Below are 17,538 nucleotides of genomic sequence, written 5' to 3'. Positions count from 1 at the left end.
GTTTCTTGATAACACTGATATCTTCAATGCGAGCTTGCCGAATATTTAACATATATAAATCCTTTTAACTTACCGTCCTCTCGCGGCTACATAACGCCGCGTTAAGTGGTGAACAACGCCAACCACCAAACTTAAACCATTGTACCTTAAACACTAAATTCAACTTGAACTGAAATCACCAAGCGTTGTGAATCCGCCTTAAACGCCTTGTTAGGCGAAGTTTTCCACCAGTGTTTAAGTTGTTTTGAAAGCAGATTACCCGAAACCAAATAAGCAACCAAACACCCACTGACTTTTTGTGATTCAAGAACCACAAAACTCACTATGTTTCAGCCAAAATTCCAACGACCACGAAATGCGAATTTGCAGCGACTAAGTAGTTTTTGAACCTGAGAAACTAACAGCTACGAGCTAATAGCAAAAACGAAAGCTACGATTAACTTGCCCTTTCCACACTTTGAGCCAGTTAAACTCACAACCAAGCGACTGTGAAAACCAAAGAGGCAACCAACGAATATTGGCATGTTTTACGGCTGGAGAGATTCAAGAATTTGAGCCGACAATACTGAGTTGCCGACTTAGAAAAACGAATACTCAAAGAGAACTAAAAAGATGAGAACAAAGAACTTTTCTGCCCGTCGCCTAACGCTTTCTATACTGCTTTTAGCCACCTTTCATTCTGATATAATGCAGCCTTTCTAATACCATATCAACGTGCAATCAATAGGTTAGTGAAAGTTGATAGAGATTAGATTGCATGACGCCTGATGATTTCAATAATGGCTCACTTCAAACTCCTTCAGATAGCTTTTAGTAGGGGAAATTATAAGCAGAGCTTTGCTCTGAATTACTTTTGGGTCAGAGGTTTGTTATCTAAAGACTTTTTGAAACACTCTTGGACACACTCGCGCGCCCCCCTATGCTTAATTAGATGGATTATGAGGGACGGCAAATTCGCTTTACTCAGAATCCAGTCCTATATGAAGTCAAACATTTAATTTCAAGTAATAACACCACCACAAAGTTTACGATATTTATGACGGTGTTATATAAATGCGCTAGTTACTTGTTCGCACTATTGCTGCCGTAACAAGCAGCTCGATTTTTAGTTCAGTACTTGCCAGTTTGGCTTCTCCACAGGCTCTCGCAGGAGCAAAGCCAGTCTTGAACCAGTCGTCCCAGACATGGTTCATTTCATCAAAGTCCTGCATGTCTGCCAACCAAACTGTAACTTGTAATATATGGTCTTTATCACTACCCGCTTCAATCAGTAATCTTTCAACCCGGGATAATGCCTCAGCGGTTTGTTCAGCAACGCTGGTGCCTTTCACACCGACTTGACCACAAAGATAGACAGTATCATTATGAATAACGATTTTGCTCATTCTTTGATTGGTGTGCTTACGCTGAATGTGAGTCATTTTGTGTTCCTTTATTTCTATATTTGTACATGAATGATTCGCCGATTGGGGTCAAGCTAGCCAACTCACCCAGTTTGAGTGGTTTAATCGGATTTCTCAGGCGGTAATAGCCGACCTTCTCCATAGGAATCCCTACTTTCTCTTGGATAATATGAGCTACCGTGGTCCCGCAATAGCGTCCCTGACAAGGCCCCATACCGCAACGCGTATAGGTTTTGATTTGGTTGATCCCGTGCGCGCCTCTCTCTACCTGACGGCGAATTTGTCCTGCTGTCACTTCCTCACAACGACAAACAATAGTCTGATCGCTTGGTGTCAGTGCCTGCTTAGGTGGCGTGTACAGAGCGTCCAAAAACGGTCGCACTCCAATTTCTTTATCAATCAATGCTCGCAGCTTGTCTCGCTCTTCAGTTAGTGATGTTTCTCCATCGCTTTCAAGCGACATTAAAGCACTAACCGCTGCAAGCTGACCTTGGTATTGCGCAGCCATTGCTCCACCAATGCCGCTACCGTCACCAGCAACAAAAACACCTTGGCGAGAGCTTCGGTGGTATTGATCAACCCTTGGTCGCCAACAGATCTGTAGCGGATCCCATTCGTGCTCCAACCCCATTGCTCTCGTGAGCTGAACATTAGGAATAACGCCAATATGAGAGAGCAAAGTATCGGTATTTAAGGCGTGTGGCTGTCTTTGAGCGGTGAAAGTGAGTCGCTCGACAGCTTGATCTCCATAAGCGGCTATGTCGGTGGCACCGGTATAGCGTTTAACTCCAGCACGGCGAATTTTACCCAACAGCTTAAGGCCTTTGAAAAGTACTTTGTGACCTTTTAAAGCTCCGCCAGCATAGCGAATCGATTCGACGTAACTGCTAGGTTGTTGGGTATCCACAATCGCTTTAGGAGGCGAGCCAGCATCGATCATCTGTGCCGCGAGCAAGTAGATGAGTGGCCCAGTTCCGACAAGTACAGCATTGGTTGGAACTAAGCCCGAGGTTTTCATCATAATCTGACACGCACCCGCGGTCATCGCTCCCGGTAAAGTCCAACCGACAAATGGAAATGGCCTTTCCGTTGCCCCAGTCGCAATGATGATTTGTTTCGCTACGGTTTTATTGGCTACACCATTTTGGCTCCAGTAGACGCAGTTTTCATTGTCGACTCGCCACAGTGTCGCCCTAGTAATATGGGTCAGCGGTGCTCGATTAAACGCTTTGATTATGCTTGCACCATGTTGATATTCGGGGCCAAAGATAGAGCCGTTTGGGTGTCCTTGTTCTTTCTGCGCTCGATATATCTGACCTCCCGGGATCGGCTGTTCGTCAATCACAACCACACTGGCACCTGCTTCTGCGCACCTCACTGCCGCGCTCATTCCAGCTGGGCCAGCACCAATGACACATACATCGACTTGTTTTTTTATTTCGTCTTGCATGAACTCACCACTAACTTGTCTGACGGCAAATCGTCATGCCATCTTCTATTACATTCATACATGCTTGGACATTGTGCTCGCCATTAACTTGAACACGACACTCAAAGCAACTACCCATCATGCAAAACGGGGCGCGAGGGGCTCCCGACAGTGGAGACTCTCGAGTATGGTCAACACCTGCAGCCAACAATGCAGCCGCAATGGTGTCACCAACATGGGCTGTGTATGGCTTGCCTTCCCAAAAAAACTCCACCGTCTGTTGCGACCTTTCTGTCGCAACCATTCGTTGAAACTTAGAACCTGTCTTCACTGAATAACTCCAAAGTTGGTGCATCCGCTGCTTCTTCTAGCCAAGCTGGGAGCAAAAAACTGTGCGCTGCGGCTAATGTAATACCACTATGACAACTAATGAGATAAGCGCCTGAATTGGTTTTCGACTGTTGATATATCGGTAAGCCATCGGGAGATATGATGCGAATAGCTCCCCAGCTACGAACTAACTTTGTCTGGGCTAAAAACGGATAAACCGCAATCGCTCGTTCAGCTATCGCCGCCGTGACGTCTAGGGTATCGCTATCATCGAAACCAGCGTTCTCCTTAGAGTCTCCAATCTGAATACCACCTTCATTGACCTGTCTGATGATCCCTGAGGCACGCTTCAGTCTTGGGGGAAGCTTTTCGGTAATCAGAACTTGACCTTTTTGTGCGCTAATTGGTGCAACAAAGCCAAGCTTAGGGCCCAGTTCCGCCGATCCTAAACCTGCCGACAAAACCACTTTAGCGCTGTTGTAACGCGTTCCATCTTGCAGTACGACGTCGAATCGATGTGAGTCGTTTTTACTTATCTCTGACACAGTAACGCCAGTGACAACATTTGCCCCTAACTCATTGATTGCTTTAGTGTAAGCACGAAGCAGATTTAACGGATTCACATGCCCATCTTCCGGGCCATAAATAGCACCAACAACTTCTTCACCAATGTCTGGTTCTTCAGCAATAAGACGATCTCTATCCCAGACTTCGTAGGGATGATCCGTACCCAGTTGTTGTCGAAGCACCTCATATTGCTTGGCTTTCTCTGCCATCTCTTGCTGGCAAAAATGAAAGTCATACCCTCCGTTTTGAACAAGATTGAGTTCTTCACCCGTCATCTCTTCAAGCTCATCAGCCAGTTTGCGCCATAGTCCCACTGAGCGACGTGTCCACGTGGCATAGTGAGGGGCACCTAAACCTTTACTCGATAGCCACACCAAGCCAAAATTCCCTCGTGATGCACGATGAGCCTCATCTCCACCATCGAGTACTGTTACCTTATGCCCAGCTTTGAGCAGTCCGTAAGCCACTGCGCAGCCCACGACGCCTCCACCGACAATTATGTAATCCGGTTTCATATCGTTCTCTTCAGACTTTTGTAATAAGGGGCGCAACAACGCCCCTACTTGGAGGTGCGCTTAGTTTAATTAAGCGCTTTGTCTAGAATTGGTTGGCTCCAGTCAGAACCAATATCATTAATGATTTGAGGCCATACGGTGGTACGAACCTTATCCGCCGTCAATTTCAGTTGTGCCGGAGTCATTTCGACGATTGTCGCGCCGGCATCAACTAGTTTTTGCTCGTTCGCTTTCTGATCTATTTGCGCCGCTCCCCAGCGTCGAGATTCAAACTCAGCCGCCGCCGATACCAAGGCGTTTTTCTCGTTTTCATCAAGGTCATCCAAACGCTCTGAGTTAATCATCAGATACCAGATCTCAAAGTGAGTATTGAGTGGAATGTACGTTTTAGTTACGTCACGGAACGAAGCATAATAACCTTCCGCTCCAGAGCCAATCACTCCATCTACCACCCCAGTTTGTACTGCAGTAAAGGCTTCGGAAAACGGTAGTGGCGAGCCGATATAACCTACATTGTCAGCAAGTAGCTGGAAGCTCTTGATTGGCGGAACGCGAAGCTTGATGCCTTTGCTCACATCAGGGTTACCCGCTTCAACCGCATTACGATTCAGTGAAATACCACCAAAATAAACTGGGTAAGCAGCAAGTAGTGTGATGTCTTGTTTAGCAAATAACTCTTCCATCGCGGTTCTGACTGGTGCTCCGCTACCGTAGATGTTTTGTGCTTCTTCCCAGTTATTGGCAAGGAAAGGTAGCAAGCCAATCTGCATTTTACGGTCCGTTGAAGTCGATGCAGGCTGCAGTGCCATGTCAATCGCACCAACAGAGATACGTTCTTGAACTAAGGTGTAGTCACCTAGAGCGTTTGCTGCATAAACTCGAAGCTTAAGATCGCCATCCGTTGCCGCTTTCAGTTCATCGCTGAGTTGTTTGATATCATTATCAACTACAGTACCTTGTGGGCGAACATGGCTGATTTTCAGCGTCGTCGCTTGTGCAGGGATAACCGTCGCTGCAGCTGCGATAAGAGAAGCAAGCAACGTGTATTTTTTCAGTGCTTTAGTTGGAGCAAACTTACTTGTTTTTGTCATTGGTAATTTCCTTTTAGTAACCAAACACAGTAGGGAGGAAGAGTGATAGTTCTGACCAGAAAGAGGTCAGAATCACTACAGGTAGATAACCAAGTAGTATCAGCGACATTGCAGGGCCAACTACTTCGGAGAATTTAACGTTACCGATACGTGCACCTAGATATAGAATCGACGCGTATGGTGGAGTAACACCACCCATTGCTGTATTCACACCCATGATTGCTGCAAACTGAATCGGGCTGATGCCAATAGCGGTCATCAGAGGTAGTAATAGCGGAGCGATAAGAATGATTGCAGTCAGGTCATTGACCACCATTCCCACTAAGAACAACAAAATGTTGATAAAAATAAGCAGCAGGACTTTGTTTTCAGTGATACCGAAAATCGCTTCGACCAGTTGCTGAGGAATATCCTCAACCACGAACATCTGGCTAAGAATCAAGCTGAACAGAATCATGAACATGATTGACCCGACCGCCGTTGCTGATTCTTTCCCCGAGATAAGCAGTGTTTTCCAGCTCAAACCTTTGTAGATAAGAAAACCCACTGGAACAGCATAGATAACGGCTACAGCTGCGGCCTCAGTCGGCGTCATCACGCCACCATAGATTCCACCTAAGATGATTACCGGCATTAATAAAGCAGGTACGGCATGAAACGTCTTGCTAGAGGTTTGCTTAATCAACTCTGACATCGACGGCTTATCATCCAATATCAATGGAAACTTGCGCGCTTTGTACATATTGATTAATGCGAAGTTAAAGGTCACTAATAAGCCAGGGCCAAGCGTTGCTAGGAAACAGGCGAGAATAGAGGTATCCGTTACCCAACCGTAGACAATCATGGTTACGCTTGGCGGAATCAACAGTCCCAAAATGGACGAGTTTGCAATCAGTGCGGTCGCATACGCTCTTGGATACCCGCGCTTTTCCATCTCAGGAATTAACAAAGGACCAATAGCCGCGACACCGGTTAACCCACTACCAGAAATGGCACCAATGATTGCACAACTGAAGGATGCAACAATCCCTAGACCGCCGCGAATATGACCTACGAACACGTTCACAAATCCGAGTAAACTGGCGGCAATGCCGCTCCTGCTCATGATCGTTCCTGCCAGAACAAATAGCGGAATAGCTAGCAGAACAGGGTTCATCAGCTGACCCGCTCCCCACATCATATTGCCTTTCATCGACATATCACCGATAAAAACCATCACCATTAACGCACCACCAAAACAGAACGGTAACGGCACACCAAAGGTCAGCAGTATGACCAAAACGGCTACTGCCAACAGAGCTACTTCAACCATAATTAGACCTTATTTACTTGATAGGAAGGAGACATCAGTTGACGAATCAACTTGACCACATGCATTGCAATAAAGAGGGTTATCAGGAGTAAGCCGATAAAGACCGAGCACTCGTGATAAAAAGTTGGGATATAAAGCGTTGGGCTCTCTTTCCAAACCCTCCACGCATACTTGACGTAGTCCCAAGCCCAGTAGGTCAACCAACTCGAAATCACCAAGCTGATCGTTTCACTGATAAGGGCTAAGATTTGATGACCTCGCTCTGTCTTGATAAATATTTCCAGTACATTTGCACGGATTTGCGTATCTTCCCTAGACGCATTCACCGCACCAAGCATGTAGAGCCATAAGGTCGGAATAACCATCGACTCTTCAAGCCCCATAATTGGGACTTCAAAGACATATCGTGTCACTACCTGAACAAACTGCATCAATGCCACAGATGCAATCAGGAAAGTGAGTAGATATCTAAACTTTTGCTCCACGTTGTTATTTCCTTATTGTTTTATTTGTAAACACCTCGTTAATTTAATAATGACAAGCAATAAAAACAAATTTAAAATTTCTCTAATCTGATAACTTTTTCTTATAGACTCATATGAATAACCTTTCTATAAAACAGCTAGAAACCTTTCGCACCGTGATGCGTTCTGGATCCGTGACCTTAGCTGCCAAAACGTTGTGCCGAACACAGCCGGCGATCAGCGCAATGCTGGTCGGATTAGAGAAAGAGCTTGGCTTTGCATTATTCGAACGACATAAAGGTCGACTCGTGCCGAATCCAGAGGCGTATTTTTTACTTGAAGAGAGCGATGCGATTCTAGAGCGACTTTCACGCGCGACTCAGTTAATGGCAGAAGTGAAAAACCTAACGCGAGGCAAATTGAGGATCGCCTGCATGCCTGCCGCCGCATTATTCTTTATGCCTCACGTTATTGCAGAGTTTGTAAAAGACAGGCCTGAGGTTGAGGTATCCATGATGATGCGTAGTTCAACCATGGTTCAAGATTGGATTGCTTCCCAACAATACGATATCGGTTACTCAGAGTTACCCAAAGATAGAGACTCATTCCATGTCGAACCGATTCACCTACAAGGAGTGTGTGCCTTACACGTTGATCATCCTCTTGCCAAGAAACAGACGATTACTCCGAACGACCTCGATGACTTCCCACTTGCGACTCTTTTTACCCGTCATGCTGCAAGTGAGCACTTACGCGCATTGTTTGAAGAGCATAATGCTTCCTATCGGCCTAGGTTCGAGCTGCAAAACTACATTTCTGGCTTTGAGTTTGTCGAACAACAGCTATGTGCTTGTATCTGTGATCCAATAAGTGCCGCCAGTTATAAGCTCTATAAAGGTGATCAAGGGAAAGTTGTTTTTCGCCCTTTTTCCCCCGTCGTGACATTCGATCATGCTATTCTGACGCCGGCGCATAAACCAATGTCTGAGCTAGCCAAATTGTTTGCAGAGAACATTCAGCATAGTGTGAACTCATTTGTGTCGGTTTTGGAATAGGTGTATGGAAACTCTCCATATCTATTACATAATTATAATGGGGCGAAGAAGATTTACGAAAGACGATGCATGTATCCACAACATAAATAACTTTCGAGCTGAATGAGTACAAAACCCAATTGCTGAACCTAGATTTGAGCCATGAAGATGAGCTTTGACAAAAATGGTATATCGCGGACTTTAAACTAACGTAGATGCTTCCTGTAGGGTCTGTTTACGTGAGTGTAGACAAGGTGCAATGTCAAAGTTACATTGAAACTATAATCGTCATGGATGAAATCCGCGGCTCACCACCTGGGATATACGACATGACACAACAAACTAAAAGAATTCGCCTTTCTGAACAACAACGTTATGAGGCAATTACTCGCTCGATGAGTGGTGTCATTGTTAGTGTGCATACTGCCTGCAATATCAAGAAAGCTCGCCGTAATATTATACAACAAATGCGCGTTGCAGTTAATAAAGCTGTTCTCGCTGAGTAACCACCACTAGTCATTCTTTCACAATCTTCAAAGGTATCTTGCCATTTAGACAAAAGCTATCGTGGTTTTTGCGTTAACTTCCCCCTAGAAATTGAATAAGGTTATACATCAACTGATTAACCCTAAGATCAGCATTATTGCCCCAAATCTTTTTCAAAAGTGAAAGCGTAGTTTCTATTCGTTTAGGGTCACTCATTGAGCCCTCCCCTTACGGTCTAACGTCAAAATACATACTTGAATCAATTTTTTGGTGTCAATTATCAGGGACAGGCGCAACACGTCTAACGTACATATACCTTAATTGAGCGGTTCCCAAAATGTTCTAGTTTAAAACGAATACCAAAATCAACGTTGAATTAGGTACATGTACTCAAAATGTGCATAATTTTTAGTTTCGCATGTAGAAAATGCAGGATGCAATAACCCTTCAGCCAGTTTGTATCAATTATGATCCGGGATCTCTTAGCAACTAAAGTGTTGGAGGGCACTTGAGTTTAGAGGGCTAGCCGTACCGAGACAAAGACAATAGCTCATAATTCATTGACTTTTCACCTGTTTGATAGGCTCGATATCTTTGCTTAGTTATTACTTGTTCTTGTCCACAAATAGAAACAAATTCATCACGCAAGTTGCGTCACGCAGTCTGCTTGATAAGTTTTTAGCTCGGAAAGGAATCAAGACAAGGTTTGCCTTTAATGCGCCGTACACTCTTGGACTTATATGGATGCCCCTATGATTGCAAGAGCTGATTAGGTTCGGCTCACTGACATATATCAGACGTCTCTATGAGCTTTAACTGCTCACGCCATGATGTAATCTGCTCGCTGCTTTCTTTACATTTCCACGGCATAGTAATGCTTTGTCCAAAACTAGGCTTTCGCAGAGACGTTGACCGTTAGTTCATCAATACTTGCAAACTCGGGTACTGCTTTTTAACTGTAGAACATTTTACATGTTAACTGTTACGCAAAGGCTTTATTCACATTGAATTGTTCACCTGAGTTTAGCAGATGCCATCCAATTCGACATCGCTTACATCGCTTATTAACCAAAGCGACAACAGCTTTAAGTTTGCCTCTTCTGGCAATAAGATACCGTAACCACATTCCCATCTTATCCTGACGTTTATCTGCATACCGAACAACCGCTCGTGCGCCATGCAAGATCAGCGTTTGTAGCTGTTTATTGCAGTTTTTGGTAATACCTTTCATTTTCTACTTGCTGAATATCTCGATTTAACTGCCTAAGCTCATCGTAGTTTTCAAGCAATAGACGCCCCATAATATGGGATAACTGATGACTCGCATCTTCAATAGCTAATGGTCAAAGTTCTTTAAACTTAGTCACATGCTTAGGAAGTATCACACCGTATTCAGCGGCCATAGCACGAGATTGATTAACTAAAGCAATGCAATTATCGACGAGGCGCAGACGGACATTTCGCAATGCTTTGATATCTTGCTGTTCAATCGTTTTTACTTATACAGGGTGAACATCTGGTCGTTGGGAACCTTCGCATATTGCTCTGGCATCATTAGCATCGTTCTTCTGATGCCCCACGAATTGTGCTGGTATCAGCATAACTTCAAACCCGTGCTGCTTCATTTTCCGAGCCCAGTAGTGAGATGATGCTCAACTTCCATTGCGATGAGAGTGTTCTCCGGAAGCTGATTCAGCTTCGTCATCAAATCGCTTCAGATCATCTTTCTGTTCCATTCCACCTTGTTATCATGAAGTAGAACACAAACCTGAAAGACGGATTTGGCAATATCGATACCAACAACTTCAATGTTCATGATTGATACCCCTTCGTAATTAAGTGCTAACACCTTAATTCTGGCTCATCGAAGCTGTTAATGGGGGCGTCCATCACATCATTTCTAAGTTAAGGGTGTTTAGACGTAGTACCCAAAAGAGATCATGCAGACTTCATTTTTTAATTTGTATATTTGATACATTCCGTTAGTTTCAGATAGAAAAGTTTTTCAGCTTAAGACTGACCATTGTACTTATACTCTTAGTTCCTATTTCGAGATCAAGAGCATCGGCTACTATTTTTGAAATGAACAATCCAAGTCCTTCTCCATCATGGTGTGTCTTTCTTGCTCAAGGATTTCTATAACCTCTCTGTTAGTCATTTTTCTAACTAAAAGGTGTCTATTAAGTCGGTGGTTATTCAGTCCATCAGTTTTGTCTGCAATAGACAATAGTTCACAGTCTATTTGACCTTCTGGCTACGATCTGTTCTTTGGGGGCTTATAGCGTAGGTCACGTCGATTCTCTGGTTTGCGATTAATGAACTGTAGAATGGGATATTAGAAAAAGAAACCACATGCACATGTAGCAGCATTCATTACTTTTCCATTAATGTTTCTTGGTACTCTCTAAACTGGAACGGAATAAGCGCTTGTTCTGCAAACAGCCCACTTCCATCAAACATAATTCTATATGCTTGTTGTTCGCCAGCGATGAGCGTTAGATTCAACTCCAGATCGTAAGCCATGCATTTTTTATTAACGACTTGCAGTTTATGTTCGCCGGGACTTGGGTAAGCTCTGAAAAACTCAGATTCAGCAAGTGTAGCTATATGATTACCATCCAAGTAAATCCAACTAGTGCATGCTGAAGCGAAATAGCCACGATCTCTAGCAACGATCAACCTTGCTTTTCGTTCATGACTATCAATCTCAAGTTTTGTTACGTTTTTTACTAGTTCTACCTCGTGACCGGTGACGGAGTTAATAGGTTCCGTTTGCTTGTAAAGTTGTGATGTACAGCCAAAAAGCGAGATGGCTCCAAACCCTAAAAGAATCGATTTCATTTTCATTACACATCCTATTATTACTAACAGTCACTATTACTATTTCATAAATTGGAGAAAATGCATGGAAAGGCAATCTATAAGCCTTAATGCTCTTTAAAAATCAATAATCAAAATACAGAAATAAAGCATAAGAAAACCATGAGATAAAACGAAAGAGTAAAAAGCATTGGTATGATGTTTTCTATGTAAACTCTTTTATTTGCCCCTTTGAACGTGGCCAAATATATGCAGTTCGTTGTTTACGCCATCCCAATTTTTCATAGAATCCACTCTCGCCTAGAGCAGCCGTCAGCATTGTTGTTATATATGGGCGAAGGTCTACCTCTAGTTCCGATAAAATGTGCTTACCCACACCTTTCCCTTGGCATTGTGGAAGTATAGCGAGATCCACTATCCACCCATAATACAGACCATCATCAACCGTTCTTCCTACACCAATGAGTTCTCCGTCAAGATATGCAAACCGTACAAAACTACTAGCCTTAAAAGCCTGCTCGACTTGCTTTGGATTTCTCTTACCCCAGCCTACGATTTCAAACAAATCTGATACTTGGCTCCAATCAACATTTTCTAAAGAGTTGTATAGTATATGCCCATGACTCAGCCAATTAATTAACTTCAGTTTTTACTTTTCTCTAGTAGCACAAGGACCTATTCAATAGGAAGAATCTTTGCAGAATACTTCCAAAACCAATCTCCATCTTCACCTGCATCTCCATAAGTAATACTGACTTCCCCACCTGATGGTTTTACAACGAAGATAGGCATTTCATAGTAAGAGTGACTCGTACCCTCATGGCAATCCATTTTACTTTCAAGCTGTAAGCCACTGTCTTGCCGAGTAATTTGTCCACGATATACGCAATGACGAGCTTCTGTCTTGCCCCACAGTCCTTCAGAAACATAAAACGGATAAAAATATAACGCCTGGTGATCACTTTCAACCGACACTTCTATTTTGTATTGAGGTGAAGCAAATAATTCTGAGCTTATACACATTGCTACAGCGAAGAGCTTACACTTTATCTTTAGTCCATTGTGTTTCATGGTTAGCATAAATATCAACCTTAAGAAACTAGCAGTTCAGTATTAGCTAGATCTGATATTTCTTTTTCATTCAATCGAAAAACAACCAATTCGTCCAACTGAGATGCTCCAATTCGTTCATAGAATTTTATTGCCGGCATATTAGTTTTTAAAGCCCACCACTCAAAACGTGCACAATTATTTTTGTCTGCTAATTTCGACAAATATACAAGAACCTGTTTACCAAACGCCTGTCCATGATATTTTGGCTCGATAAATAAATCATCTAGGTGCAGGCCTCTCTTTCCGGTTGTAGTCGAGAACGTATAATAATACACAGCAAAACCACATGGCTGGCCTTCTTCATATAAGAGTATCGCCTCCGCCGTTGAGGACGCAGATAATAGATTTTCCCGAAGATCATCACTAGTAACCGTTACGTCATATGGGAGCTGTTCATAGTCAGCTAACTTCTTAATAAAGTGAACCAATAAGTCTGCTTCTTTTGTTGTCGCTTTTTTTATTATCATCAGTGTTACTCTTTATTGCTGGTCCATTCATCTATCAAAACGCAGATACAGAGCGCAGTCTCTTAAGCAGCTTGCTATCGTATACTTTATGTGTCACATTTACCTTAAAATTCAGCAAGTTAACAAAAATATGTCATTTACTAGCAACAAGCGTAAGTTTATATTTCCGATGCTTTTCAAACTCGTCTGATTAAACCAAAGATCATACATTATTGTTACTTTTGACTCTTCAAAGCTAGAATACCAGCGGCTCCTAGCATCAAGATACCACTTCCTTTGTTTACCAATGCAAGAGAGATTCTGCTTGCATCGACAATTCGTCTAGCAGAAAATGCATAGAGCATAACTAAACTGAAATCTAGAAGCGCCATAGTTGGGCACATAATCATTAATTGAGGTATAACAGGCGAATCCACACGAATAAATTGTGGGAAAAACGCGGAAAAGAAAATGATCGCCTTTGGGTTGCCGGCTGCTACCAAAAAGCCCGAGCAGAACAGTTTCACGTTAGAAGCATGCCAGTTCTGTTCATCCGACGTAGAGCAACTTACCTGCTTGGGAGAGGCTAGTAGCATTTTTAGCCCAATGTAACATAATGTAACAACGCCAAAAGCCTTGATGAGGTTAAATGCAAATTCCGAACTCGTGATAATCACTCCTAAACCCAAAGCAACCAATAACATTTGAATCAAGTTAGCAGAAATATCGCCGAGAGCCGTGTAGAACACGCGTTTATGACCATACATTAGCGCATGTGTAATACCTAAAAACACGCTAGGTCCAGGTGTAGCAGTAAGAATTAGTGATGCTATAACAAAGCCAAACCAAACGTGTAATTCCATTGTTTATCCTCAATATACGGTTACTTACTTCTACTAATTTTCCGCTGATACGTATCCACTTCAAATGAGACGATCACTCAAACCACATGTTCACTAGCGACATTACGCCCATATTATTTGTTTCCGTTCCATACAGATTGTCCGCACGAGTAACAGTAAAATGATTCCACCATAGCGGGCAATAATAGTAGTTCTGAATCAGCCAATCTTCCGCTCGATACAGCTTATTCAGAAACTCCTGACTGTTGTTGCTTTCCTGCATTAACATATCAATAAACGTTAACAAGCTCTGCTTTCCTCTCTCAGGCAAACATTGCCTAAAAACATTACCACAAAGCATCCATTCGTAATACTGATAGGCAAGATCGTCGCCAAATACGTAACAATCATAGGATACATCAGAGGTGACATTAGATTCACCTCGGGTATTTACCTGCCAAACAACCCCTTTTTTTGACAACGCATCAAGCAAAGGCTTTAACTCTGTAATATGACTCTCTGCCACTTCAATTCTTACGGGGCGAGTTGGTGCTTTCATTTCGTGATTGAATAAGTGAAACCCTTTATCTTGATGGCAGTTAATCACACTATTTGCCAGTTCTTTTGAGCAGCCATGTGTGAATTGTCGGCTATGATATACGATCCAAGCTCTTTCTTGTGCTGATAGAGCTTTCTCATGATGGTGGAACTGTAAGACAGTACACCCACTATGGTCGGTTTGTTGGGGCAAAGTTAATTGGGATTCAGAATAGAGCTGCTCTACAACGTGCATAGAAGCTTCAGGTTGGGCATCGCTGCTCCAAAATTCTACTCGTTCAATATGACCTCCCAAACCAAAATAGCGCCTATTGCGAACTAGACTCCAACACTGTTGCTCTAGCTTTTCCAATTGATATGCCCCACACCCAATCGGAGTTGATAACCTATGGTCAAAGATCGCACTGTGAGAGTCGGCTAACAGATGTAAAAATACTGGGTCACACTGATTCATATAAAAAACGATCCACTGTTTATCGATCTCAATATGTTCTATATGGCGAAATAAAATCTGATATGGATGTGGTGTATCGCGGCGCATCTCGATATTTGATTTGATAAGCCTCGGTGTAAGAAGTTTACCATTGTGCATCACTACATCATTACGGATCCTAAGACGAATTTGCTTGTCACTGTAATAGAACTGATGCGCAAGGTGAGGGATAATTTTTTGTTGTTCCGGGTGGTATCGAACTAGAGTGTCAAAAATACTATCAATTAATAAGATTGAGCGTGCAGATTGTGCCATAAATGGTCGCCATTCTGGCAATAAATAGGGCACTAAATACATTAAAGTATTCTGTTTTTTCAGCTCTTGTTGCACTTCCCCTAGCCAATGAGGCAAGTGGTCTTGGAATAGACGAACCTCACCAAACTGAGTAGCAATTCGATATGCCTGATTAATATTGCCAGAGCAAACCATTCGCTCTAACTGTGTAAACAATGACGGCTCAAAGCCTTTCAGAAGCGTCAATTTCGAACGATGGCCGCGCCCTTTACCTGAATCCCAACGAATAAATCCAAAGCTGTCAAAAGAGGCCATTAGCTTGCTAACGTATCTTTCAGAGCAAACCAGAATGTCAGCAAGAGCTGCAATATCAACCTCGTAAGTTTCATTGAGAGAAAAGTGTTTCTCCAACTGCTTTAAGCGTTGCAAATGACCAGTGGATATCGAGTGAAAATCTACCATGTCAACCTCAAGTTATGTTCTAAATGCGCTGACTCGTTTAAAGTGACGCCTTCTAAGATTACATTATCTTTTTGTAATTATTTAAAAATCTTTCTAGAAATGGACAATCTGACCGACTAGAAAACCAATCAAGAAAAACACTCCATATACTTTTATATAAGACCTATTTCGTACGGCGACCATTGGTTGTTCTGGTTCAACTAAGTAGCACTTTGCATTCAGAGTGTAGAAAGTATAATCAAGTGGATTCATTTTGATTCCCATAACAATGACTCTAAGCGTGATTATCAAGGAAAAAACCAGAAGTAATAATGCTCTCTTTAAAATAAATAGTTCATCTTTTAGGTCGTATATTTCCATTTGTTTGCAATGCCGAAAGCTTATGAGCCTCCTAATAAGTTTCAGTAAAAACGATGACTAGGCAAACATTAACTATCAATTCAAATGAATTTAGCCCAAACACCACTTCACAGATAGGCCAACTGCCGAAATCCAATTAACTCAATCAGAAACTTCCGATTTGATCAGTGACATTCATCCACTTATTTTGGTGTCATACCGAAGCCTCACTACAAAATTACTCAATGGTGCGAGTACAATAACTCTTTAGTCAACTGAGTTTCACTCACGTTTTGGATTGATTGATTTGTTCCACCTATGCCTGTGTAGGTGATCGAACTAAGGCTGTCGATGTTTATTTTAAAAACTCTTCACGCTGCGCTATTCAGCACCTAGCTGTTGATATCGATACTCAAGAGATTATTGCAGTATTGCTGACATTATCGTGTGTGACAGAGCTCGAGAGATGATGCATACGATACAAAGGAGTGCCGCAGAGCGGCCCTAACCGCCCACAAGCCTTTGTTTATACCTCATTGATAAAGACTATTATTTAGTGATACATGGCACGGATTTGTAATCTACTTTTTATAAAGACTCTTTTAACTAATCTGGACTGCTCTAGAGGAAGTGGATAGCCCCTAGTTCGTGCTAGCGACGATATGCCAAGTTCAATCTGAAAGAATTAAAGTACACACGCTCTACATCCAACCAATCGCTTCAATATAAAAACCAATACCGGTTACTTCAAAATTCGAACTCTAGGTATTTAGCTCCCTAATACCTAAAATTGATATCAGCTCAAAACGTTACTGCATTCAAAAAAATACTAATCACTGAGATTCAAAGAAACACGTCGACTCACTCCCCACCTAGCCCTGACTAATCCTCTCATAGTTTCTATATAAAGCAATGAGTAGATGCGCTTCGACAGAGCGTCTCAAAATTGTAGGGGACACCTAGAAAAAATCCATATAAATGGCATGTGTCATTTATTACCCGCGCTAATCCTTTTCCTATGGTGCTTATTGATTGGTCGGATATTCGAGAGTAACTACGCAGCATGACATTACGATTTTTGAGCAGGCATTTTACGACAAAGCTGCCACTCCCCCAGGAACCATTAAACGTCTTCGATAAAATTCAAACTCTGCAACCCAATGGTTGATACTGGTAAGGGCGCAAGCGTGGCTAGATCTCGATTAAATGTGGTAACGCGTCTTGTCAATAACCCTCAAACAACGGATAGCTCTAATTTTTGGGGAGAAAGTGACCCGTCCTGATATGGGTTGACACTTTTTAACTAAAACGCTCGATGTACTTCATCGGGCGTTTTGTATTTTAAAGCCGTATGAGGCCTCATTTGATTATAGATATCTACGGACTCTGCTACCATCGTCCTTGCTTCTTTCAGATCTTTCGGTTTCTTCAGCAAGAGCTCCATTTTGAGTATCCCATTTACACGCTCAGCTAAAGCATTCTGATAACAGTCATACCCGTCAGTCATTGAGCAAGTCACTCTATGTTTCTTATGGATATCTTGATATTCCTTCGAACAGTATTGTGAGCCTCTATCTGAGTGGTGTATTAGCTTTTCTTC

At 42.6% G+C, this 17,538-nt stretch carries 16 protein-coding genes and 1 pseudogene; 2 read left to right on the top strand and 15 right to left on the bottom strand.

Features of this window, described 5'->3' with window-relative positions; genetic code table 11:
• Nucleotides 1-1,058: 1,058 nt before the first annotated feature.
• The 7 genes from IQP38_RS00520 to IQP38_RS00490 all read right to left on the bottom strand — a co-directional run bounded on the left by IQP38_RS00520 (nt 1,059) and on the right by IQP38_RS00490 (nt 7,132).
• Nucleotides 1,059-1,421: a RidA family protein gene (locus IQP38_RS00520; RefSeq protein WP_086587142.1), complete on the bottom strand. Its 363-nt coding sequence runs from the start codon at nt 1,419-1,421 to the stop codon at nt 1,059-1,061.
• Nucleotides 1,402-2,853: an NAD(P)/FAD-dependent oxidoreductase gene (locus IQP38_RS00515; RefSeq protein WP_140184039.1), complete on the bottom strand. Its 1,452-nt coding sequence runs from the start codon at nt 2,851-2,853 to the stop codon at nt 1,402-1,404. The genes IQP38_RS00520 and IQP38_RS00515 overlap by 20 nt, the downstream gene beginning before the upstream one ends.
• A gap of 10 nt (nt 2,854-2,863) precedes the next feature.
• Nucleotides 2,864-3,163: a (2Fe-2S)-binding protein gene (locus IQP38_RS00510; protein WP_140184038.1), complete on the bottom strand. Its 300-nt coding sequence runs from the start codon at nt 3,161-3,163 to the stop codon at nt 2,864-2,866.
• Complete coding sequence (locus IQP38_RS00505; RefSeq protein ID WP_086587139.1) at nt 3,147-4,244, bottom strand: NAD(P)/FAD-dependent oxidoreductase; 1,098 nt, start codon at nt 4,242-4,244, stop codon at nt 3,147-3,149. The genes IQP38_RS00510 and IQP38_RS00505 overlap by 17 nt, the downstream gene beginning before the upstream one ends.
• 65 nt (nt 4,245-4,309) lie before the next feature.
• Nucleotides 4,310-5,335: a TRAP transporter substrate-binding protein DctP gene (gene dctP / locus IQP38_RS00500; protein ID WP_140184037.1), complete on the bottom strand. Its 1,026-nt coding sequence runs from the start codon at nt 5,333-5,335 to the stop codon at nt 4,310-4,312.
• A 13-nt stretch (nt 5,336-5,348) separates the two neighbouring features.
• On the bottom strand, nt 5,349-6,647 hold the full coding sequence (locus tag IQP38_RS00495) for a TRAP transporter large permease (RefSeq protein ID WP_086587137.1): 1,299 nt from the start codon (nt 6,645-6,647) through the stop codon (nt 5,349-5,351).
• Between the two features lie 2 nt (nt 6,648-6,649).
• Nucleotides 6,650-7,132: a TRAP transporter small permease gene (locus tag IQP38_RS00490; RefSeq protein WP_008079941.1), complete on the bottom strand. Its 483-nt coding sequence runs from the start codon at nt 7,130-7,132 to the stop codon at nt 6,650-6,652.
• Between the two features lie 113 nt (nt 7,133-7,245).
• Here IQP38_RS00490 and IQP38_RS00485 point away from each other — a divergent pair, with 113 nt between their 5' ends.
• Nucleotides 7,246-8,166: a LysR substrate-binding domain-containing protein gene (locus IQP38_RS00485; RefSeq protein WP_140184036.1), complete on the top strand. Its 921-nt coding sequence runs from the start codon at nt 7,246-7,248 to the stop codon at nt 8,164-8,166.
• A gap of 308 nt (nt 8,167-8,474) precedes the next feature.
• Nucleotides 8,475-8,651: a hypothetical protein gene (locus IQP38_RS00480; protein WP_180818104.1), complete on the top strand. Its 177-nt coding sequence runs from the start codon at nt 8,475-8,477 to the stop codon at nt 8,649-8,651.
• Nucleotides 8,652-9,613: 962 nt separating this feature from the next.
• Here IQP38_RS00480 and IQP38_RS00475 read toward each other — a convergent pair.
• The 8 genes and pseudogenes from IQP38_RS00475 to IQP38_RS00440 all read right to left on the bottom strand — a co-directional run.
• A pseudogene (locus IQP38_RS00475) lies at nt 9,614-10,447 on the bottom strand (IS110 family transposase).
• Between the two features lie 557 nt (nt 10,448-11,004).
• Nucleotides 11,005-11,478 carry a hypothetical protein gene (locus tag IQP38_RS00470; RefSeq protein WP_193837162.1) on the bottom strand — a complete coding sequence of 158 codons (474 nt, stop codon included), beginning with the start codon at nt 11,476-11,478 and terminating at the stop codon, nt 11,005-11,007.
• A gap of 178 nt (nt 11,479-11,656) precedes the next feature.
• Nucleotides 11,657-12,016: a GNAT family N-acetyltransferase gene (locus tag IQP38_RS00465; protein ID WP_228009941.1), complete on the bottom strand. Its 360-nt coding sequence runs from the start codon at nt 12,014-12,016 to the stop codon at nt 11,657-11,659.
• Nucleotides 12,017-12,126: 110 nt separating this feature from the next.
• The gene (locus tag IQP38_RS00460; RefSeq protein ID WP_140184033.1) at nt 12,127-12,531 is read right to left on the bottom strand and encodes a hypothetical protein; all 405 of its coding nucleotides are present in this window, start codon (nt 12,529-12,531) and stop codon (nt 12,127-12,129) included.
• Between the two features lie 11 nt (nt 12,532-12,542).
• Nucleotides 12,543-13,031 (bottom strand): GNAT family N-acetyltransferase, encoded by a 489-nt coding sequence (locus tag IQP38_RS00455; RefSeq protein ID WP_193837161.1) that lies wholly within the window; start codon nt 13,029-13,031, stop codon nt 12,543-12,545.
• Between the two features lie 215 nt (nt 13,032-13,246).
• Nucleotides 13,247-13,873, bottom strand: coding sequence for a LysE family translocator (locus IQP38_RS00450; RefSeq protein WP_140209782.1), 627 nt, complete (start codon nt 13,871-13,873; stop codon nt 13,247-13,249).
• Nucleotides 13,874-13,946: 73 nt separating this feature from the next.
• Complete coding sequence (locus IQP38_RS00445; protein WP_193837160.1) at nt 13,947-15,599, bottom strand: SgrR family transcriptional regulator; 1,653 nt, start codon at nt 15,597-15,599, stop codon at nt 13,947-13,949.
• A 1,642-nt stretch (nt 15,600-17,241) separates the two neighbouring features.
• On the bottom strand, nt 17,242-17,538 hold a 297-nt coding region (locus tag IQP38_RS00440; RefSeq protein ID WP_193837159.1), incomplete at its 5' end, for an integrase core domain-containing protein.

Origin of the sequence: Vibrio sp. OPT41 (genome assembly GCF_015163595.1) — a bacterium.
Taxonomy (GTDB): Bacteria; Pseudomonadota; Gammaproteobacteria; order Enterobacterales; family Vibrionaceae; genus Vibrio; species Vibrio alginolyticus.
The sequence above is the reverse complement of the archived record's forward strand: the minus strand, read 5'-3'. Positions and strand labels throughout refer to the sequence as shown.